Here is a 20938-nt window from a genome sequence, read left to right as displayed (position 1 = left end):
ATAGCATTATTTTCTTATTTAAGTCTCTAAGAAAAGTTTGTTGTTTCGCAAAAAAAGAGCTATTATAAATGGCAGAGGTGACTTATGAATTCAATAAAAAAACAAATGAAAAATGGCAACTTTTATTTAGTTATTGCAGTACTCATCATGGCTCTCTTATTTTACAGTTCATCGCAAACTTACGGACAACAATCCCAAGTCTCCAGGATCGAAGAGTGGTTTCCCAATCATCCGTTTAAACAAGTATTTGATAATATTCGTTTTACTTATGGCGATGGTGTAGTGAGTGTAGATCATTTAGGTTATGGTAAATTCGTTGAATTTTTCTTACGAAAAGGTGCTCATTTTGGGTCTTATTTTATTTTAGGTGGTAGTTTGTTTTTAGGGGTCTTTCCTAAAATGAAAATCTGGTGGTTAACAAGTGTCTTAGCTTGGTTATCGGCGACCGGTTATGCTGGGTTAGATGAATTTCATCAGATGCTTACAGGGGATCGAACACCGTCTTTCCAAGATGTCATGCTCGATTCAATGGGGGCATTGACAGCGATTGTCTTATGCTTGATCGTTGGTTTTGTGAGAAAAAAATTTTAGGTAGAAGGATCAATTAGTGTACATGAAAAAATGAGTTATAGAAGTAATTAAAATTGAGTATGAAGCCGAAAAATCCTAAAATAGTTTTCTATTGTAGGATTTTTTGGCTTCATTTCGTAGTATACTTGTGATTCATTTTTATAAAATAGAACTTGTGGATCAAAGCCAGCTGTTGTTTATTTATGGATAGATTGGATTGTAATTTATTTTAGGAGTGGTTGATTTTATCCTTGAATCATTATCTGTACCTCTCTTTGGGCACTAGTTTTTTATACGGTGACGCCTTTTGTGTATCGCTGTATAATCCTTTCATTATTTCTTCAAACAGAAGTTCATATGTATGTAATAATTTCTGGTGATTAGCCAACTCATTGGATGATGAGCGAAAAAACCTATTCCATAGCGAATTATTTTGATCTTGATTCGCGATCGTAGTATGAATATTATCCAGTTGCTGAAGGATTGAACGGAGGAGGCCCTCACCATTTAAAAATGATTGCATTTTTCTCTTGTCACTAGCTAGTTTTTTGACTAAAATCTTTTGTTCAAATTCATTATTCTCTGGTTTGACGAGTAGTTTTTGCTGGTCTGCGATACTGGCGGATAATTCTAAGATCTGTTGCTCAGTGTAATCAAGAAACTGTTGATAATAAGTTTTTTTAGCTTGTAACTTATCGTCCATTTTATTCCCCCTTTGATAGTGATAGACGTAAAAAAACTGGTCTCTCTAAAGTTTAAGATAAACTTTGTTGAGAAACCAGTTTTTTTACGAATTCATTTTTTATTGAAGCTATCAGAAAATGATTACTGGTGTACCTTTTTCTACCATGCCAAACAATTCTTTCATGACACTTGGCGGCGTATTGACACATCCATGAGATCCACGAGTTTTCCAAAGATCGCCACCATATTCAGGTTGCCAGTCGGAATCATGGATACCAACACCGGTCCAGTCAACTGGCATCCAGTAGTTTACAGGACTTGCATAAGGGGTTCCATCATCATTCGTTCCTTTTAATGTAGCATTTTCCTCTTTGTTCCAAACATAGAAAACACCAGCTGGAGTAGGGGTCTTAGGTTTTCCAGACACGATGTCAGTTTCTAGCGCAACTTTACCATCTTTGTAATACCACATATGCTGGTTTTTTAAATCAACTTCGATATAGGTATCTTCTATTAAAGGATGATCAGCTGTTGTGGCACCTTGAACAATTGGTGATCGGGTAAAGTCTTTACCTGCTAAAATGGCTGACTTTAAAGCTTCTGTTTCTGCATCAGTTTTGATTGACCAACTATAGGTACCCACAGGAACCGTTACTTCACCACGTTTTGTACTTTTAAATTTTGTGTCATTCGTACTTGTGTTATATTTTTCTCCTAAACCTGTTACATAGTTTTTAATTTGTGTTGTATCTAAATCCACTTTACCATCTGTGTAAGTTAGCCAGTTAGCAATTTCAGAACGAGGTATCTGGAAAGTATTGCCGTTGATACTATAGGTTCCTTTGATATTAGCAATGGCATTCATTTCATCGACTTGTTTTGTTAAATTTTTATCGGTCGCTGTCACTTTTGGTTTTGTTTGAAATTTAGTTAAATCAATTTTGTTTTTGCCATCCTTCACACTGGTTTTCAGCGCGTTGATAGCTGCTGTCACATCAATCGTATCGCCAGTTACTTCTGGTTTTATTTTGAAAGAGTCACCAGATTTTTCAATCGTCGCATCTTGTGTCTGTGTCCGATCTTTATTTAATTCGGTTAGCTTATTCGTCGTGGAAGCCAGCGTTTCATCTAGTTTTTGATGATCAGTATCTTGTGGATCAATTTCTTGTTTTTCACTAGCGGAAACATAGTTCATGCCCCATGACCAAGCATTTTGTTGGTTTAACAATCGAGATAAATCTGCTGAAAAGTCATCTTTATAACCAAGCTCAGATTTTGCGATCTCTTCCCAAACTTTCCCATTTTCTTCAATCGTCAGCTTTTTATTGGAAAAGGTGTCTTTTAATTTGTCATTTGCCTGTTGCACGGTCAGGTTACTTACATTGATGGAATTAATTTCCGTGTTAGGTAAAAAATGATTGGTGTAATATGTACTGCGGTAAGCGTAAAAGCCGATTAATGCGAGGAATACGCCTAGCGTAGTTAATAGACCAATGTGTAGCGATTTCGATTTTTTATGATGAGAAGATCTTGTCATGCGGGCAGCTCCTTATTTGATAGTTTAGCGTATAACGAACTAATCATAGCATATTTTGAGAAAAAAGACGAAGGGGACAAATGATTTAGCAAAAATTTAACGATCGTTAAGTAAAAAAATCAAGCAGAATGCTGACATTCTGCTTGATTAAGTGGTTAAATTTATTCTAATTATTCAGCGTCTAATTTAGAAAAAGCTTCATCTAAGATTTCTTTTAATTGTTTAGCTGAAGCAGCCATACGATCTTGTTCGCTGTCACTTAGAGGGATTTCGATAACTTTTTGGATACCTTGACGGTTGATTACTGCAGGGGCACCAATGTAGATATCGTTCAAGCCGTATTCACCATTCATAAATACAGATAGTGGAAGTACAGCATTTTCATCATCTAAGATGGCACGAGTGATACGTGCTAAGGCTACAGCGATACCATAGAAAGTAGCGCCTTTCTTTTCAATGATTGTGTAAGCAGCATCACGTACACCAAAGAATAAGTTAACCATTGCTTCTTCATCAACGTCTGGATTGTTTTTAACCCATTCATAAATTTGTAAACCAGCAACGTTAGCATGTGACCAAACAGGAAATTCTGAGTCACCGTGTTCACCTAAGATATAAGCATGGACGTTACGTGCATCAACATCAACTAATTCTGCAAGTGCTTGACGGAAGCGAGCTGAGTCAAGTGAAGTACCAGAACCGATTACGCGTTCTTTAGGGAAGCCTGAGAATTTCCAAGTTGAGTAAGTTAAAATATCTACTGGGTTAGCAGCAACTAAGAAAATACCATTGAATCCTGATTCAACAATTTGTGTTACTACATCGCGGTTGATTTTTAAGTTTTTATTTACTAAGTCTAAACGAGTTTCACCTGGTTTTTGTGGTGCACCAGCAGTGATAACTACTAAGTCAGCATCATGTGCATCTGCATAAGTAGCAGAGTAGATTTTTTTAGGTGAAGTAAATGCTAGAGCATGTGATAAATCAATAGCATCTCCTTCAGTTTTTGCTGTGTTGATATCTACGATACCTACTTCTTGTGCAATGTTTTGAGTAACTAGAGCAAAGGCATAGCTAGAACCTACGGCGCCATCTCCAACAAGAATTACTTTTTGATGATCTTTTTTTTCTGCAGCTGCAGTCATTATATATCAATCCTTCCATTGATTTTGTTTTTTCCCATGCCTATGCTAACATTTATCAAGCCCGCTGTCACGCTATTTGGCTATAAAATATAACAGATAACAAGGTTGTATTATATGTAAAAGCTTACATGTGCGTGATTTCACTATTTTTAAAAGGTTATTAATTTATTAGACTTTGAAGAAAATTTTAATTTCTTTATCATTTGTTAAACATTCTCTTTTTGTTGAAACAGGTACTTGTGTGTTATACTTAATAGTAGAAAGTAAAAAAATGAAAAAATGAGTCAAAGACTGGATTGCTTTAGGGCGCTCCAGCCTTTTGTGCTGCTTTTTTCAATTAGGTGGTAGAACAAATGAAAATGATCGTAGGGCTTGGAAACCCAGGAACCAAATATGCACAAACCAAACATAATATCGGCTTTATGGTCGTTGATCGCATGGCTGAAAAGCAACAAGCTGTGTTTAAAAAAAATACATTTGAAGCGGAAGTTGCAGAGTTTTTCTATCAAGGAGAAAAAATCTTATTAGTGAAGCCGCAAACTTTTATGAACGAATCTGGTCGTGCTGTAGGACCATTAATGACTTATTTCGGTATTTATCCGGAAGAATTAGTTGTTGTTTATGATGATTTAGATCTTGTAACTGGCAAGATCCGCTTGCGCCAAAAAGGGAGTGCTGGAGGGCATAATGGAATAAAAAGTATCATTTCTCACTTGAATACAAATGTATTTGACCGTATCAAAGTAGGCATTGGTCGACCAGAAGGAAACAAAACTGTTGTTCAACACGTACTAAGCCCATTTAGTAAAGAAGTTCAACCATTGATTGAAGCAAGTATCGATCAGTCAGTGGCAGCACTCGAGTTTATGCTGGATGGTCATTCGTTTATCGATACGATGAACAAATTCAATTAGCGAAGGAGGAAAAAAATGGATATCGTTCAATTAATTGGTAAAGATCCACAGGTAAAGGAATGGCTCAACCAGATAGAAGAAAAATCACCAAGACAATTGATCACTGGTTTAGCTGGTTCAGCCAAAACTCTTCTCTTTGCTCGAGCGTTCAAAAAAACAAAGAAAAACTTAGTCGTATTAATGCCTAATCTGTATTATGCGAATCAACTAGCAGAAGATTTGCAACATGTTTTGCCAGCAGAACAAATACATTCTTTTCCAGTAGATGAAGTTCTTTCTGCGGAAATGGCTTTTTCTTCCCCAGAAGCAAGAAGAGAACGAGTTGCTACACTAAATGCCCTGCAACAAAAACAACCAGGGGTCTATTTATTACCAGTAGCAGCATTGCATAAACGATTACCCAGTCCAAAAGTTTGGAAACAAGCCCAATTGACTTGGCGAACGGGAGAGGAAATAGCCGTTGACGATCTGCCTCGTCTATTGACTTTATTAGGCTACGAACGAGTTGAGATGGTGGCAAAAACGGGAGAGTATAGTATTCGTGGCAGCATCATTGATATCTATCCGATCAATCTCGAACATCCCGTACGTATCGAATTATTTGATGTAGAGATTGACTCCATGCGATATTTTGAAGTAGAAACTCAACGCTCGATCGAAAAAGTAACAGAAATTTGGATCGCACCGACAAGTGAACAGGTCTACGACCAAGCTGATTTACTTCATGGGATCGACCGACTGGAAAAGTTGTTAGAAAAGAAACTAGCGACGATTTCAGAAGAAACAGACCGCCAATTCGTGCAGGATTATTTTGGACAAGTGATCGCGCAATGGCAAGCAGGAAATCCGACAGAAGACGCGAAACTTTATGCTGATCTTCTTTATCAAGAAGAAACGACGATCCTTGATTATTTTCCAACAAGTAGTTTATTCATTGTGGATGATTATCAACGAATCATGGAAACAAATCGGGAGATCGAAAGAGAAGCAGCTGAATGGCAAACACAAAAAATAAGTGAATTACGTGTCTTCTCAGAGCAAGTCTTTGTCAATGATGTCCATAAATTAGTTCAAAAAGAAAAATTTGTGACGACTTTTTTTGCGCTTTTTCAAAAGGGTATGGGGAATTTACGTTTTCAAGCGATTCACAATTTTCAATATCGTACGATGCAACAATTTTTCGGTCAAATGCCATTATTGAAAACAGAAATGGACCGATGGCGTAAGCAAGAACAAACAGTAGTCATCTTTATTCCTACGAAAGAACGGATTAGAAAAGCGGAGCAGATGTTACGTGATGAAGAGATCCTAGTCGTGGAAACCGAAAAAGAAAAACTGATCAGAGGACAAGTGCAACTAGTGGAAGGGGCGCTGCAAACAGGGTTCGAACTTCCTCAAGAGAAAATAGTCGCAATTACGGAAAAAGAAATTTTCCAAAAAACGACGAAGAAACAAACACGGCGACAAACCGTAACTAATGCGGAACGTTTAAAAAGCTATAATGAACTAAAAGCAGGCGACTATGTCGTTCACGCAAATCACGGGATCGGTAAATATATTGGGATGGAAACGTTAGAAGTGGATGGTGTCCATCAAGACTATATGACGATCCTTTATCAAAATGACGATAAATTATTTATTCCGGTTACCCAGCTGAATTTGATCCAAAAATATGTTGCTTCTGAATCAAAAACACCTCGTATCAATAAATTAGGCAGTAGTGAATGGACGAAAACCAAAAGAAAGGTTTCGTCTAAAATTGAAGATATCGCAGATGATCTGATCAAACTATATGCTGCCAGAGAATCAGAAAAAGGGTATGCGTTTGGACCGGATGATGGGTATCAAAAAGAATTTGAAAATGCCTTCCCATACTCTGAAACGGATGACCAATTACGGAGTGCCGCAGAGATCAAACGAGATATGGAAAAAGAAAAACCGATGGATCGTTTGCTCGTTGGTGATGTTGGCTACGGTAAAACGGAAGTGGCTTTACGAGCTGCTTTTAAAGCCGTCAAGGAAAGTAAACAAGTTGCCTTTTTAGTTCCTACGACCATTCTCGCCCAACAACATTATGAAACGATGTTGGAACGTTTTGAAGGATTTCCAGTAAATGTAGGTCTATTGAGTCGTTTCCGAACGAAAAAACAACAAAAAGAAACGATTGAACAATTACGTACTGGACAAATCGATATCGTAGTCGGAACGCATCGTATCTTATCTAAAGACATTGAATTTAGTGACTTAGGGTTATTGATCGTTGACGAAGAACAGCGTTTTGGTGTAAAACATAAAGAACGTTTGAAACAACTACGTGCCCAAGTGGACGTCTTGACGTTGACAGCGACACCGATCCCACGGACACTCCACATGTCAATGCTCGGGGTTCGTGATTTATCAGTGATCGAAACACCGCCTGCCAATCGTTATCCGATTCAAACTTACGTGATGGAAAAAAATCCTGGAGCGATTCGTGAAGCTATCCATCGAGAAATGGGGCGTGGCGGTCAAGTGTTCTATCTCTATAATCGAGTAGAGACGATCGAACAAAAAGTGGAAGAAATCCAAGAACTTGTACCAGAAGCACGAATCGGTTATGCGCATGGTCAAATGACTGAAGCACAATTAGAAAATACATTGTTTGATTTTATTGAAGGACAATATGATGTGTTAGTCACAACGACGATCATTGAAACGGGTGTCGATATTCCAAATGCGAATACGCTCTTCGTTGAAAATGCTGATTACATGGGGCTATCGACTCTTTATCAATTACGAGGTCGTGTGGGACGAAGCAACCGAGTGGCGTACGCCTACTTCATGTATGAACAACAAAAAATCTTGAATGAAGTCAGCGAAAAACGTCTTCAAGCCATTAAAGATTTCACCGAACTAGGCTCTGGTTTTAAAATCGCTATGCGGGATTTATCAATCCGAGGAGCAGGAAATCTGCTAGGTGCGCAGCAGCACGGCTTTATTGATGCTGTCGGATTCGACATGTATTCGCAAATGTTAAGTGATGCTGTTTTACGTAAACAAGGAAAGAACAACCAAGTGGAAAAAACAGCAGTTGAAATCGATCTTGGGGTCGATGCTTACTTGCCAGAAGAATATGTTTCGGACCAAAGACAGAAAATTGAAATCTATAAACGGATCAGGGAACTTGATTCACAAGAAATGCTTGATGAATTAGAAGATGATCTTCTAGACCGTTTTGGGGAATACCCTGAAGAGGTGGCACATCTCTTAACGATTGGTCAAATCAAAATGGATGGCGATCGCGCCTTGATTGAAACAATTCGCAAGCAACAGCAGACTATCGTCTTTAATCTAAGTAAAGCAGGAACAAAACGCTATACTGTAGAACAGTTATTTGAAGCTTTGACTGCAACAAAACTAAAAGCAAGTTTAGGTGTAGAAAAAGAAAAAATGGTGATTCGACTAACGGTTTCTAACAAGACCGATGAAGCAGTTTGGTTGCAAGAAATCCAACGTTTTGTCAAAGCTTTACGTGAACAAAAATATCTGTCTGCTTAGGAAGGAGCGAATACTTTGGACCATAAAGAGATGCGTCGCGTGATGCATGGCGCATTTATATTGACGATTGCTTCTTTCATAGCAAAAGTCCTAAGTGCGCTGTACCGCATTCCGCTCCAAAACTTAGTTGGTGATGAAGGATTTTATGTATACCAACAAGTATACCCAATATATGGGATTGCCATGACTTTAGCGTTGTCTGGTTTACCGCAATTCATTTCAAAATATGTCGCTGAACGAAAAGATCCAATTCAGCGAAAAGAAGCACTGCAACGGCTTTATCCATTAGTTTTTTGGACAGGGATTGTTCTGTGGCTGTTTACTTTTCTCTTTAGCCGTTGGATTGCTTGGATGATGGGGGATCAGCAATTACGACCGCTGATCCAAATCGTTTCATTTACTTTCTTACTGATGCCAGGACTATCTTTTTATCGAGGAAATTTCCAAGGCAGATTTTTGATGGAACCGACAGCTGTTTCACAAGTCGTTGAACAATTTGTGAGAGTGGCGATCATCGTTTTCAGTGCCTTTGCTTTTCGACTATTTGGCTGGTCAGTTTACCAAACAGGAACTGCGGCTATGAGTGGTGCAGTCATCGGGGGACTTTGTGCCTATGGTGTGTTGCGCTATTATGAACAAAAGATCCATGGTGGGGCGTTAAGTTTTCGACATTTTTCGGTCACGAAACGACCTGACAAACGATTGATCCGGCGTTTTTTAGTTGAAGGGGGCTTAGTGTCAATCTATAGTGGTCTGCTGATTTTCTTTCAGCTGATCGACTCATTTTTTGTAAAAAATGCGCTTCAAGTTTATGGACTATCTGAACAAAGTGCAAAAATTGCAAAAGGGGTCTATGATCGTGGGCAACCGTTAGTTCAATTAGGACTAGTGATTGCAACTGCATTAAGTGCGACTTTCTTACCTGCATTGACGAAGTACTTGATGACGGCTGTGCATAGTCAATTTCTAAAGACTGCCAAAATCTATTTACGGTTAACAACGACTTTAGCATTAGCTGCTTCTGTAGGTCTAGCTATGCTTTTACCGTATATCAACTATGCGCTATTTAAAGATTACGCTGGGAATGCAGCGTTGGTGCTATTCGTCTTTGCAATTGCTTTAACAGCAATCATCCAAACCTATCAAAGTATTGCCCAAAGTAAAAATTCTTTTCGTCCCTCTTTGAAAGGTGCAGGCTGGGGGCTGTTAGCCAAAGCTTTGGCAACCCCGTTTCTAACTGGTTATCTAGGGACAGTAGGTGCTAGTTTGTCGACCTTGCTAGGATTGGCTGTCACTCTATGGTATTTTGTCCACACGGAGACTAGTGAAATCAATCAGTTCTGGAAAGAACGTCGCTTTGGAAGTAAATTGCTTCAATGTTTGGGATGGATGATCTTAGCCTTACTGATTTATTATGGCGGACTGACGATGATTTTTGGCCCGGTTGCTCATCGGTCTTCTGCATTCTTTGCCAGTTTAGCAGGTGTAGGAATCGGGGCGTTCGTCTTTGTGAATGCTGTGATCTGGACAAAATTATTTACGGTTAGAGAATGGTTGATGTTACCGTTTGGAAAAAAGATTTTACGATTTAATAAACTTATAAAAAATAAAAGTGAGGAATCCTAATGCGATTAGATAAATTTCTTAAAATTTCTCGAATTATCAAACGCCGCTCTGTAGCAAAAGAAGTGGCAGATAAAGGAAGAATTCAAATCAACGGAAAATTGGCTAAATCTTCTAGTGATGTCAAGGTAGGCGATCAATTGAAGATCCAATTTGGAAACAAAACAATGGAAGTAAAAGTCAATGAATTACATGAGTCAACGAAAAAAGAAGATGCTCAAAAAATGTATGAGATCATTTCGGAGATTCGCAAGCAAAACACTGACGAAATAGATTAGACAACCCTCAATGATATTGGTATAATGAAAACGACAATCAAAAAAGATTGGAGCGAAGAGAAGTGACAAAAAAAAGCAACAAAATTGCTGCTTTAGATACAGAGTATGCAAAGAAAAAATATGTCGAATTTCAAGAACAACAACGCCAGTTGATTTTTCGTAGACGTCGATTAGCAGTTATTTTTATAGGTGCTTTGGTCATTTTCGCAATTTTAGGTTTTCAAATTTTTCGTGATATGCAAAGAATGAATCAATTAAACGAATTGAAAGTTGAAGCAAATACGGAATTAAGCCAAGTCAATGCTGATGTGGATCAGCTAACACAGGATGTCTCATTATTGAAAGATGATGACTATGTGGCGAAACTTGCGAGAAGCAAATACTTTTATTCAAAAGAAGGCGAGCAGGTTTATCCAGTATTAGAATCAAATACGGATGACACAGACCAAACAACTAGTTCAACAACTGCAAAATAAGCAGTATTATAAATAGGTTAATAATTAGGAGGAACATTTTTTTTATGTCAATCGAGGTAGGAGCAAAACTGCAAGGAAAAGTATCAGGAATTACAAATTTTGGCGCGTTTATTGATTTAGGAGCTGGAAAAACTGGTCTAGTTCATATCAGTGAAGTCTCAAATGGCTATATCAAAGATATTCATGATGTTTTAAGTGTCAGTGATGAAGTAACTGTTAAAGTTATCTCAGTTAATGATGATGGTAAAATTGGATTATCAATCCGTCAAACACAACCAAAACCAGCGGAATCAACAGAATCAGATGATGATAAGCGTCCAAAAAAATACCAACAAAGAGATCCTCGCGATAATCGAGGTCGTTCAACACAGAAAAAACCTTTTTCTCGCAGTCAATCTTCTAATAACCATAAAGAAGACTTCGATTCATTAATGAGTTCATTTTTAAAGGATAGTGATGATCGATTGACTTCCTTGAAGCGCAATACAGAAGGTAAACGTGGCGGACGCGGCGGACGTCGCAGCTAACCAAAAACTTAAGAGCAGGCAATTGTCGCAGACTTTTGTCCGCTCTTTTTTTCATTGGAATCTTTGATGGTAGGTTGATCGAAGCCGAGAAGGAACAAGGAAGTGATTCGATGGAAGAAGAACAAGACGCAAGGAAGATCAGACAACGTTTTTTGACAAATTGTGAAATCAATGGTTATTTGAATGAAAAAACAAGAGCGCTACTGGCGGTTTCTGGGGGAGTAGATTCTATGGTTCTTCTGGATTTAATGATGGAAGCGCAAAAAAAATGGGGTTTCTTTTTGGCAGTGACCCATATCAATCATCAATTAAGAGAAGAATCTGTTCATGAAGTTGCGTATTTAAAGAAGTATTGTCAACAACATCAACTCCCGTTACAAGTGGAAGTTTGGGAAAAGCCAACAAAAAAGGGCATTGAAACAGCGGCTCGAGAGTTTCGTTATCAAGTGTTTGCGAAGCAGATGCAAAGCGGCAGCTATGACTGCCTAATGACGGCACATCATGGGGATGACCAAATGGAAACGGTTTTAATGAAGTTGTTGCGTGGGGGGCAACTTAGTACCTATGCTGGGATCAAAGAAGCCCAACCCTTCTCCAATGGTCGATTGATTCGTCCGTTACTAGGATTTAGTAAGGCGCAATTATATCAATATGCTTCAGAGCGAGAGCTGGTTTATTTTGAAGACCATACGAATCAAGAGTTGGATGTTCAACGTAATCGCCTTCGTCATTTGGTTCTGCCTCAACTAAAACAAGAAAATCCACAAGCAATGGTTCATTTTCAACGTTTTTCGCAGCAGATCCAATGGGCAGATCGATTGATTCAAACACATATGAAGAAAGTCTTGATGGAAAATGTCGTAGAAGAAAACGAACGGGTGCATTTTCCTTGGAAACTATTAGCGGAGATGCCAGAAGAAGAAAGCTATTATTTCTTATACGCATTCTTTGATCATTTTTTTGAAAAAACAGCGATCGTGATCAAAGAAAAACAAATCCAACTGATTTTACAACAGTGTCAACAGAAAAAAGGCCAATGGAAAATTACTCTTGAACGAGGGTGGGTTCTGCAACGTAGCTATGAAAAAATCTATCTTATCCAAGAGAAAGCTGATCCCTCAAAAACAATACAAGAACGAACAGAGGCACATAAGTTGGAGTTGAATCAACGCATCAGGTTAGATGAAAGCTGCTGGATCGGCTTGTTTACACCTGAAGCAGCCGAAGAAGCTAGAAAAGCAGATGATTGGGACGAGTTTTCTCATGATCTTTGGCTATCTTCACATCAAGAACTGTTTGTAGGAAAGAGACAAGCAGGAGAGCGTATCCAGCTAAATAGCAAACTAAAAAAGAAAATATCCAGATATTTGATTGATAACAAAGTACCTGATTCACAAAGAAAAGAGGCATGGGTCGTGAGGGATCAAAATGAAAATATTTATAGTTTGGTCCCATTTACCTATTCCTATTTGAGTATTGGTGTAGAAACTGATAAAATACACTACATACTTCTTTACAAATATCACAAAGAAGCAATTGGAAGGAGAACCTGATGTTAGAAAAGGATATTGAAAAAGTTTTGATTACAAGAGAAGAAATACAAGTTCGTTGTGAAGAACTAGGCAAAGAATTGGCAGAAACTTATAAGCATAATAATCCACTCGTTGTTGGTGTTCTAAAAGGCGCTGTTCCATTCATGGCAGATATCATACGTTCGATTGATGCTCACTTGGAAATAGACTTTATGGATGTTTCAAGTTATGGAAATGCAACGGTTTCATCAGGAGAAGTCAAAATCGTCAAAGATTTAGATACCAATGTTGAAGGTCGTGACTTACTGATCGTTGAAGATATCATCGATAGTGGAAGAACACTCGCTTATTTGGTTGATCTATTTAAATACCGTAAAGCAAAATCAGTGAAAATTGTCACATTGCTTGATAAACCAGAAGGTAGAGTAGTTGATATTGAAGCAGACTATGTTGGATTCAATGTTCCTAATGAATTTGTAGTGGGTTACGGATTAGATTATGCAGAAGCTTACCGTAATTTACCATACATCGGTGTATTGAAGCCTAGCGTTTATCAATCAAATTAGTGCTGTATCTACTATAAATTGTGTTACAATAGAATGGTCAGGATTGATAAAAAAAATGCTAAATTAAAATAACGCATAGGGAGGGCAACTATGAACAAAAAAAACAATGGCATGATGAAAAATGCCTTGTATTATGTCCTCGTAATCTTAGCGATGGTTATGGTCGTATATTTTATCTTTGGTAATAACGGCCAACGATCGTCAGATATCGAGTACACAAAATTTACAGAACAATTACAAGCAGGTAAAATCAAAGAATTTGAAGTGCAACCTGCAAATGGTGTATATAAAATTTCTGGAGAGTATAAAGAACAGCAAACCGTCTCTAACAGTGGTGGACTTGCTATCTTAGGATCGACAGATACAAAAACGACACACTTTACAACGATTATTTTGCCAAACGATACCACACTTAGCCAAGTGACTGATTTAGCGAAAGAACATAACGTAGCTACAACAGTCAAAGAAGAATCAAGCAGTGGCGTATGGGTATCCTTATTGCTAAGCTTCTTACCAATTATCATCCTTGTGTTCTTCTTCTATATGATGATGGGGCAACAAGGTGGTGGCGGAGGCGGCGGTGGCCGTGTCATGAACTTTGGTAAATCAAAAGCCAAAGAAGCCGACAAAAAAGCTAACCGTGTACGCTTCTCAGATGTCGCTGGTGCAGAAGAAGAGAAACAAGAGTTGGTTGAAGTTGTTGAATTCTTAAGAGATCCGCGACGTTTTGTTGAGTTAGGCGCACGTATCCCAGCTGGTGTTCTTTTAGAAGGACCTCCAGGAACTGGTAAAACATTGTTAGCAAAAGCTGTAGCTGGAGAAGCGGGTGTACCGTTTTACTCTATTTCAGGTTCTGACTTTGTAGAAATGTTTGTGGGTGTTGGGGCAAGTCGTGTTCGTGACTTATTTGAAACAGCGAAGAAAAATGCTCCAGCAATCATCTTCATCGATGAAATTGATGCTGTTGGTCGTCAACGTGGCGCAGGCATGGGCGGTGGACATGATGAACGTGAACAAACACTGAACCAATTGCTAGTTGAAATGGACGGATTTGATGGGAATGAAGGTGTTATCGTCATTGCTGCAACAAACCGTTCAGATGTACTTGACCCTGCACTTTTACGTCCAGGACGTTTTGACCGTCAAATTTTAGTTGGTCGTCCAGATGTGAAAGGCCGTGAAGCAATCTTACGTGTTCACGCACGAAACAAACCGATGGCAGATGACGTTGATTTGAAAGTCGTGGCACAACAAACACCAGGTTTTGCTGGTGCAGATTTAGAAAATGTCTTAAACGAAGCAGCTTTAGTTGCGGCTCGTCGTAACAAGAAGAAAATCGATGCTTCAGATATTGATGAAGCAGAAGATCGCGTGATTGCAGGTCCAGCTAAGAAAGATCGCGTAATCAGCAAAAAAGAACGAGAAATGGTGGCTTATCACGAAGCAGGTCATACGATCGTTGGTTTAGTCTTGAGTCGGGCACGTGTGGTTCATAAAGTAACCATTATTCCACGTGGACGTGCAGGTGGTTATATGATCGCCTTACCAAAAGAAGATCAATTCTTAATGACAAAAGAAGATATGTTTGAACAAATCGTTGGTTTGCTTGGTGGTCGAACAGCAGAAGAAATCATCTTCAACGTTCAATCAACTGGGGCTTCTAATGACTTTGAACAAGCAACAGCTCTAGCACGAAGCATGGTAACTGAATATGGAATGAGTGATCGTTTAGGTCCAGTTCAATATGAAGGAAATCATCAAGTATTCGTTGGTCGTGACTATGGTCAAACGAAAGCTTACTCTGAACAAGTGGCTTTTGAAATTGACCAAGAAGTGCGTAAGATTTTGATGGAAGCTCATCAAAAAGCGCATGAGATCATCGAAGCACATCGAGCACAACATAAATTGATCGCTGAAAAACTGTTAGAATTTGAAACACTCGATGCGAAAGCAATCAAATCTTTATTTGAAAAAGGTGTTATGCCTGAAGGTTCAGAATCTGCTAACTATCCTAGTGAAAAAGAAGCGCAAACTTTTGAAGAAGCAAAACGTGCTTTGGAAGAAAAAGACGCAGAAAAACAAGCGGAAGAAAAGCAAGATTTTGAGCACGATAAGAAAGAATTTGAAGAAGAGAAAAAAGAATTAAATGAAGAAGAACATCAAACTTCTTCAACAGATGATTCGGATGATCAACCGAAATAATCGCTAAAAAATGAGAGCTACGACAAAAGTCGTGGCTCTTTTTTAGTAGTTGTTTTATTTTTTATTATAGAATAGGCAAATAAAAGAAAAGATAACATTCATAAGTTGAAAATTATCAGCGTAACTAGTATGATTCACTATGAATTTAAAAATCGGAAAAGAGGTACATAAATAAATGGAAGATTATTTGATCAAGGCACTGGCCTATGATGGCTATGTACGTGCTTATGCAGTTCAAGCAACAAATACTGTTGCAGAAGCCCAAAAACGACACGACACTTGGCATACATCATCGGCTGCATTAGGTCGTACGCTTGTTGGCGGACTTTTACTAGGTTCGACGCTAAAAGGCGAAGACAAGTTAACTGTGCGGATTCAAGGGAATGGTCCGGCTAATGGGATTGTGGTAGATGCGAATGGCAAAGGAGAAGTCAAAGGCTATATCCAAAACCCTCATTTGAGCCTACCTTTGAATGAAGCAGGAAAAATTGATGTGCGTGGTGCTGTGGGAACGCAAGGGATGTTCAGTGTTACTAAAGACCTCGGTTTGAAAGAACCATTTTCGGGACAAACACCTATTGTTTCTGGAGAAATTGCGGAAGACTTTACCTATTATCTTGCAATCTCAGAACAGATTCCTTCAGCAGTTGGATTGAGCGTTTTAGTTAACACGGATGACAGTATCAAAACAGCTGGTGGATTTATGATCCAAATCATGCCTGGTGCAGATGAAGAAACTATCAGTAAAATCGAAGAACAATTAAAAACGACACCACGTATTTCTACTTTATTAGACGAAGGATTAACACCTGAAAAAATTCTGGAAGGTTTACTAGGAACTAGTGAGTTGAATATTTTAGAGAAAATGCCGGTACAATTCAAATGTGATTGCTCAAAAGAAAAATTTGGGGAAGCAATTATTGCTTTAGGGGCAGAAGAAATCCAAGCGATGATTGATGAAGATCACGGAGCAGAAGCCGTTTGTTCATTCTGCAACAACAAGTATGAATACAGTGAAGCAGAATTATCCGAGCTAAAAGCAGAAGCGCTGGGAGGAAAATAAGTGGAACATACATGGAAAATCGGACATGTTGAAATTCCCAATCGAGTAGTTGTCGCACCGATGGCTGGAATCACTAATTCAGCTTTTCGTGTGACCGTCAAAGAGTTCGGTGCTGGATTAGTCGTCTGTGAGATGATCAGTGACCAAGGAATCCATTTTAGAAACAAGAAAACATTAGAGATGCTGCATATCGAAGAAACAGAACATCCACTAAGCTTGCAAATTTTTGGTGGAAACAAAGATACTTTGGTCGAGGCTGCCCAATTCGTTCAAGAAAATACAGCGGCTGACATCATTGATATCAATATGGGTTGCCCAGTGAACAAAATCATCAAAGCAGAAGCAGGCGCTAAATGGTTATTGGATCCAGATAAAGTTTATGAGATGGTGCAAGCTGTCTCTTCTGCCGTTGATGTACCAGTTACTGTGAAAATGAGAATCGGTTGGGATGAACAACATGTCTTTGCTGTGCAAAATGCTTTAGCGGCTGAAGCAGCTGGCGCCAGTGCAATCGCCATGCACGGACGTACGAGAGTACAAATGTATGAAGGTAAAGCAAACTGGGAAGTATTGAAAGAAGTTAAAAGTCAGCTCAAAATCCCATTTATGGGCAATGGAGATGTCAAAACTCCGGAAGATGCTAAAAGAATGTTAGAATACGTAGGAGCGGATGGTGTGATGATCGGGCGTGCAGCGTTAGGCAATCCTTGGATGATCCATCGCACCCAGCATTACTTAGAAACCGGCGAGTTAATCCCTGAACCAACACCAAGAGAAAAAATCGAGACCGCTAAATTACATTTGAAACGTTTAGTCGATTTAAAAGGGGAGGTTGTTGCGTGCCGAGAATTTCGGACACATGCTTCCTATTATTTAAAAGGAATCTCTCGAGCAGCAAAAGTAAAAGTTGCAATCAATCAAGCAGAAAAACAAGTAGAAATCAATGAACTGCTTGACCGCTTTTTAGAGAAAACAGAAAAAGTATCTGTGAAATAATCTAGTGATTTTCTAAGTTTTTCGTGAATTTTCAAGTCGAACTTTAAGTTCGGCTTGCTTTTTTTGTGTTTCATTGGCATTATAGGAAAGAGAATAACATGAGAATGGAGGAACTTTTGTGACACAGGAACAACAACATCAAGTAGAAGATTTAAACGATCAAATGCTTGTTCGCCGTCAAAAAATGGAGCAATTAAGAGAAAATGGGATTGATCCTTTTGGTAAACGATTTGAACGTACGCACAATTCAGAAGAATTACATGAATTGTTTGATCCAAGAACAAAAGAAGAATTAGCAGAGATGGGGCTAACTGCAAGTGTAGCCGGTCGAATGATCACTCGTCGTGGTAAAGGAAAAGCTGGATTTGCTCACTTACAAGATCGTGAAGGCCAAATCCAAATTTATGTACGTAAAGATCAAGTAGGTGATGAAGCCTATGATGTATTCAAACATGCTGATTTAGGAGACTTCTTTGGCGTAACAGGTGAAATCATGAAGACTGATACTGGCGAAGTTTCAATCAAGGCATCAGAAATCACTATTTTATCAAAAGCTTTACGTCCGCTACCAGATAAATACCATGGATTGACTAATATCGAACAACGTTATCGTCAACGTTATCTTGATTTGATCAGTAACCGTGAAAGTTTTGATCGCTTCATGAAACGTAGCCAAATTATTAGCGAAATCCGTCGTTACTTAGATGGTAATGGCTATATTGAAGTAGAAACACCAGTCTTACACAATGAAGCCGGTGGTGCTGCAGCTCGTCCATTTATTACACACCATAACGCACTAGATATTGATTTATACTTACGTATTGCGTTAGAACTTCATTTAAAACGCCTAATTGTGGGTGGAATGGAAAAAGTTTACGAAATCGGTCGCGTTTTCCGCAATGAAGGAATCGATACAACTCATAATCCAGAATTTACGATGTTAGAAGCTTACACCGCTTATACAGATTTCCAGGATGTCATGAACTTGACTGAAGGAATCATTCGTAATGCAGCCCAAAAAGTTCTTGGTACAGCAGAAATCACTTATGATGGCCAAGCAGTTGATTTGGAAAGTGACTTTAAACGTATCCATATGGTAGATGCGATCAAAGAGCAAACAGGTGTCGATTTCTGGAAAGAAATGACATTAGAAGAAGCATTAGCACTTGCTGAAGAGCATCACGTAGAAGTGACCGAAGCAATGGGCGTAGGACATGTCATCAATGAGTTCTTTGAAACTTTTGTGGAAGAAACATTGACACAACCAACTTTTGTTTACGGACATCCAGTAGAAGTATCTCCATTGGCGAAAAAGAATCCAGAAGATCCACGCTTTACCGATCGTTTTGAATTGTTTATCGTTGGTCGGGAATTTGCGAATGCCTTTACCGAATTAAATGATCCAATTGATCAAAGAGAACGTTTTGAAGCCCAAGAAAAAGAACGTGAGCTAGGAAACGATGAAGCACACGGTGTCGATGAAGACTTCTTGGAAGCTTTAGAATATGGTATGCCACCAACTGGCGGTCTAGGTATCGGAATTGACCGTTTAGTTATGTTATTGACGGATGCACAGTCGATCCGTGATGTTTTACTATTCCCAACGATGCGTTAGGTATGGTAAATATGATGAATAAAAAAGAAGCCAAGAACTGTTGGCTTCTTTTTTTATAATCTAGTAAAAGAGAGAAGTCAAAGGATCACTCTATTTTTAATAGATAGCGTAAAACTTACACCACTTTTTGTCAGTTTCTTTTTTGAAATAATGAGGTACGGTAAAAAACGCAAGGCGAGGATAATCGAGAAATTTATTATGTGGAGGCATAGATAAAGGAATTGCTTGCTTGTATTTGAGTGGATTGATTAAACGATCTTCTTATTTATAACGAATATTAAAGAATAAGGGATGAGTAATATCGCAGGAAAACTATTAAAATACGAATGATTATTTTTAAAATTACAGAAATGATCGTCCAATGAAAAAAAACTTGAAAAAATACAAAAAATTCGTTGACCGTTAAAGGTTTAGTTGGTATATTATTATTTGTTCAAAAGTTATCACTAAATAACTTCTGACAAAAATAAAAAATAACTTCAAAAAGTTCTTGACGTGTGAGAGATCACATGATAAGATAACTGAGTCGTTAAAAAACAATAGCTTACGAAGCTTGATTCTATCGAAAAAAACTTCAAAAAAGTTGTTGACAAATAACAAATGATGAGTTATGATAAATGAGTTGCTGAAACACTTCTGAAAAATGAAGTTAAAAAAACTTTTAAAAAAGAGTTGACAAATAAACGTCGCTCTGATATGATATAAAAGTTGCTACGGCAATCTCAACTGATTAGCTTTTAATCAAGTAGACCTTTGAAAACTGAACAAAGCAAAGACAAACCAAATGTGTAGGGCGTCTTGATTGATTCAAGACAACAAACATTTTTAACAAGCAAGCAATATGCTAGCAAACAATTGAGCTTAACAATCGCAAGATTGTTCGAACTTTTTATGAGAGTTTGATCCTGGCTCAGGACGAACGCTGGCGGCGTGCCTAATACATGCAAGTCGAACGCTTCTTTTTCCACCGGAGCTTGCTCCACCGGAAAAAGAGGAGTGGCGAACGGGTGAGTAACACGTGGGTAACCTGCCCATCAGAAGGGGATAACACTTGGAAACAGGTGCTAATACCGTATAACAATCGAAACCGCATGGTTTTGATTTGAAAGGCGCTTTCGGGTGTCGCTGATGGATGGACCCGCGGTGCATTAGCTAGTTGGTGAGGTAACGGCTCACCAAGGCGACGATGCATAGCCGACCTGAGAGGGTGATCGGCCACATTGGGACTGAGACACGGCCCAAACTCCTACGGGAGGCAGCAGTAGGGAATCTTCGGCAATGGACGAAAGTCTGACCGAGCAACGCCGCGTGAGTGAAGAAGGTTTTCGGATCGTAAAACTCTGTTGTTAGAGAAGAACAAGGATGAGAGTAACTGTTCATCCCTTGACGGTATCTAACCAGAAAGCCACGGCTAACTACGTGCCAGCAGCCGCGGTAATACGTAGGTGGCAAGCGTTGTCCGGATTTATTGGGCGTAAAGCGAGCGCAGGCGGTTTCTTAAGTCTGATGTGAAAGCCCCCGGCTCAACCGGGGAGGGTCATTGGAAACTGGGAGACTTGAGTGCAGAAGAGGAGAGTGGAATTCCATGTGTAGCGGTGAAATGCGTAGATATATGGAGGAACACCAGTGGCGAAGGCGGCTCTCTGGTCTGTAACTGACGCTGAGGCTCGAAA

The 20938-nt window shown here is 38.9% G+C and carries 16 protein-coding genes and 1 rRNA gene (1 of these 17 running past the window's edge); 14 read left to right on the top strand and 3 right to left on the bottom strand.

Features of this window, described 5'->3' with window-relative positions:
- Positions 1 to 84: 84 nt before the first annotated feature.
- Positions 85 to 591: a VanZ family protein gene (locus IGJ18_RS12790; protein WP_010720587.1), complete on the top strand. Its 507-nt coding sequence runs from the start codon at positions 85 to 87 to the stop codon at positions 589 to 591.
- A gap of 238 nt (positions 592 to 829) precedes the next feature.
- Here the strand turns inward: IGJ18_RS12790 and IGJ18_RS12785 are convergent, their stop codons facing one another.
- From IGJ18_RS12785 to IGJ18_RS12775, 3 genes are all read right to left on the bottom strand, one after another.
- Positions 830 to 1273, bottom strand: coding sequence for a hypothetical protein (locus IGJ18_RS12785; protein ID WP_063627632.1), 444 nt, complete (start codon positions 1271 to 1273; stop codon positions 830 to 832).
- 111 nt (positions 1274 to 1384) lie between these two features.
- Positions 1385 to 2791, bottom strand: coding sequence for a L,D-transpeptidase family protein (locus IGJ18_RS12780; RefSeq protein WP_438843403.1), 1407 nt, complete (start codon positions 2789 to 2791; stop codon positions 1385 to 1387).
- A gap of 170 nt (positions 2792 to 2961) precedes the next feature.
- Positions 2962 to 3936 carry an L-lactate dehydrogenase gene (locus tag IGJ18_RS12775; protein ID WP_005875171.1) on the bottom strand — a complete coding sequence of 325 codons (975 nt, stop codon included), beginning with the start codon at positions 3934 to 3936 and terminating at the stop codon, positions 2962 to 2964.
- 353 nt (positions 3937 to 4289) lie between these two features.
- On the opposite strand from IGJ18_RS12775, the gene pth reads away from it, so the two are divergent.
- The 13 genes from pth to IGJ18_RS12710 form a co-directional block, all read left to right on the top strand.
- Positions 4290 to 4850, top strand: a complete 561-nt coding sequence (gene pth, locus IGJ18_RS12770; RefSeq protein WP_010720584.1) for an aminoacyl-tRNA hydrolase — start codon at positions 4290 to 4292, stop codon at positions 4848 to 4850.
- 15 nt (positions 4851 to 4865) lie between these two features.
- Positions 4866 to 8387: a transcription-repair coupling factor gene (gene mfd, locus IGJ18_RS12765; RefSeq protein WP_438843402.1), complete on the top strand. Its 3522-nt coding sequence runs from the start codon at positions 4866 to 4868 to the stop codon at positions 8385 to 8387.
- A gap of 15 nt (positions 8388 to 8402) precedes the next feature.
- Entirely contained in the window at positions 8403 to 10013 is a 1611-nt protein-coding gene (locus IGJ18_RS12760) for a putative polysaccharide biosynthesis protein (protein WP_010720582.1), read from the top strand.
- Positions 10013 to 10288, top strand: a complete 276-nt coding sequence (locus tag IGJ18_RS12755; RefSeq protein WP_010720581.1) for an RNA-binding S4 domain-containing protein — start codon at positions 10013 to 10015, stop codon at positions 10286 to 10288. The genes IGJ18_RS12760 and IGJ18_RS12755 overlap by 1 nt, the downstream gene beginning before the upstream one ends.
- Positions 10289 to 10350: 62 nt before the next feature.
- Positions 10351 to 10764, top strand: a complete 414-nt coding sequence (locus IGJ18_RS12750) for an FtsB family cell division protein (protein ID WP_010737290.1) — start codon at positions 10351 to 10353, stop codon at positions 10762 to 10764.
- A gap of 44 nt (positions 10765 to 10808) precedes the next feature.
- Positions 10809 to 11291 (top strand): S1 domain-containing RNA-binding protein, encoded by a 483-nt coding sequence (locus tag IGJ18_RS12745; protein WP_010720579.1) that lies wholly within the window; start codon positions 10809 to 10811, stop codon positions 11289 to 11291.
- Positions 11292 to 11401: 110 nt separating this feature from the next.
- Positions 11402 to 12844 (top strand): tRNA lysidine(34) synthetase TilS, encoded by a 1443-nt coding sequence (gene tilS / locus IGJ18_RS12740; protein ID WP_207413799.1) that lies wholly within the window; start codon positions 11402 to 11404, stop codon positions 12842 to 12844.
- Positions 12844 to 13389 carry a hypoxanthine phosphoribosyltransferase gene (hpt, locus tag IGJ18_RS12735; protein WP_010737292.1) on the top strand — a complete coding sequence of 182 codons (546 nt, stop codon included), beginning with the start codon at positions 12844 to 12846 and terminating at the stop codon, positions 13387 to 13389. The genes tilS and hpt overlap by 1 nt, the downstream gene beginning before the upstream one ends.
- 90 nt (positions 13390 to 13479) lie before the next feature.
- Complete coding sequence (gene ftsH, locus IGJ18_RS12730) at positions 13480 to 15591, top strand: ATP-dependent zinc metalloprotease FtsH (protein ID WP_010720576.1); 2112 nt, start codon at positions 13480 to 13482, stop codon at positions 15589 to 15591.
- A gap of 175 nt (positions 15592 to 15766) precedes the next feature.
- A complete protein-coding gene (hslO, locus tag IGJ18_RS12725) occupies positions 15767 to 16654 on the top strand; it encodes an Hsp33 family molecular chaperone HslO (protein WP_010720575.1) in 888 nt (295 codons plus the stop codon).
- Positions 16655 to 17650, top strand: coding sequence for a tRNA dihydrouridine synthase DusB (dusB, locus tag IGJ18_RS12720; RefSeq protein ID WP_034700012.1), 996 nt, complete (start codon positions 16655 to 16657; stop codon positions 17648 to 17650).
- A gap of 118 nt (positions 17651 to 17768) precedes the next feature.
- Positions 17769 to 19265, top strand: a complete 1497-nt coding sequence (gene lysS / locus IGJ18_RS12715) for a lysine--tRNA ligase (RefSeq protein ID WP_010720573.1) — start codon at positions 17769 to 17771, stop codon at positions 19263 to 19265.
- Positions 19266 to 20152: 887 nt separating this feature from the next.
- Positions 20153 to 20938 (top strand): 16S ribosomal RNA (locus tag IGJ18_RS12710) (it continues 774 nt past the right edge of the window).

Origin of the sequence: Enterococcus sp. AZ078 (assembly GCF_051714985.1) — a bacterium.
Taxonomy (GTDB): Bacteria; Bacillota; Bacilli; order Lactobacillales; family Enterococcaceae; genus Enterococcus_B; species Enterococcus_B hirae.
This window is presented reverse-complemented; position numbering and strand designations above follow the sequence as displayed.

What these genes read in the sequence shown, in the direction of transcription:
- IGJ18_RS12790 (WP_010720587.1), top strand. Translation starts at nt 85, where the DNA reads ATGAATTCAATAAAAAAACAAATGAAAAATGGCAACTTTTATTTAGTT.
- IGJ18_RS12785 (WP_063627632.1), bottom strand. Translation starts at nt 1,273, where the DNA reads ATGGACGATAAGTTACAAGCTAAAAAAACTTATTATCAACAGTTTCTT.
- IGJ18_RS12780 (WP_438843403.1), bottom strand. Translation starts at nt 2,791, where the DNA reads ATGACAAGATCTTCTCATCATAAAAAATCGAAATCGCTACACATTGGT.
- IGJ18_RS12775 (WP_005875171.1), bottom strand. Translation starts at nt 3,936, where the DNA reads ATGACTGCAGCTGCAGAAAAAAAAGATCATCAAAAAGTAATTCTTGTT.
- pth (WP_010720584.1), top strand. Translation starts at nt 4,290, where the DNA reads ATGAAAATGATCGTAGGGCTTGGAAACCCAGGAACCAAATATGCACAA.
- mfd (WP_438843402.1), top strand. Translation starts at nt 4,866, where the DNA reads ATGGATATCGTTCAATTAATTGGTAAAGATCCACAGGTAAAGGAATGG.
- IGJ18_RS12755 (WP_010720581.1), top strand. Translation starts at nt 10,013, where the DNA reads ATGCGATTAGATAAATTTCTTAAAATTTCTCGAATTATCAAACGCCGC.
- IGJ18_RS12745 (WP_010720579.1), top strand. Translation starts at nt 10,809, where the DNA reads ATGTCAATCGAGGTAGGAGCAAAACTGCAAGGAAAAGTATCAGGAATT.
- tilS (WP_207413799.1), top strand. Translation starts at nt 11,402, where the DNA reads ATGGAAGAAGAACAAGACGCAAGGAAGATCAGACAACGTTTTTTGACA.
- hpt (WP_010737292.1), top strand. Translation starts at nt 12,844, where the DNA reads ATGTTAGAAAAGGATATTGAAAAAGTTTTGATTACAAGAGAAGAAATA.
- ftsH (WP_010720576.1), top strand. Translation starts at nt 13,480, where the DNA reads ATGAACAAAAAAAACAATGGCATGATGAAAAATGCCTTGTATTATGTC.
- hslO (WP_010720575.1), top strand. Translation starts at nt 15,767, where the DNA reads ATGGAAGATTATTTGATCAAGGCACTGGCCTATGATGGCTATGTACGT.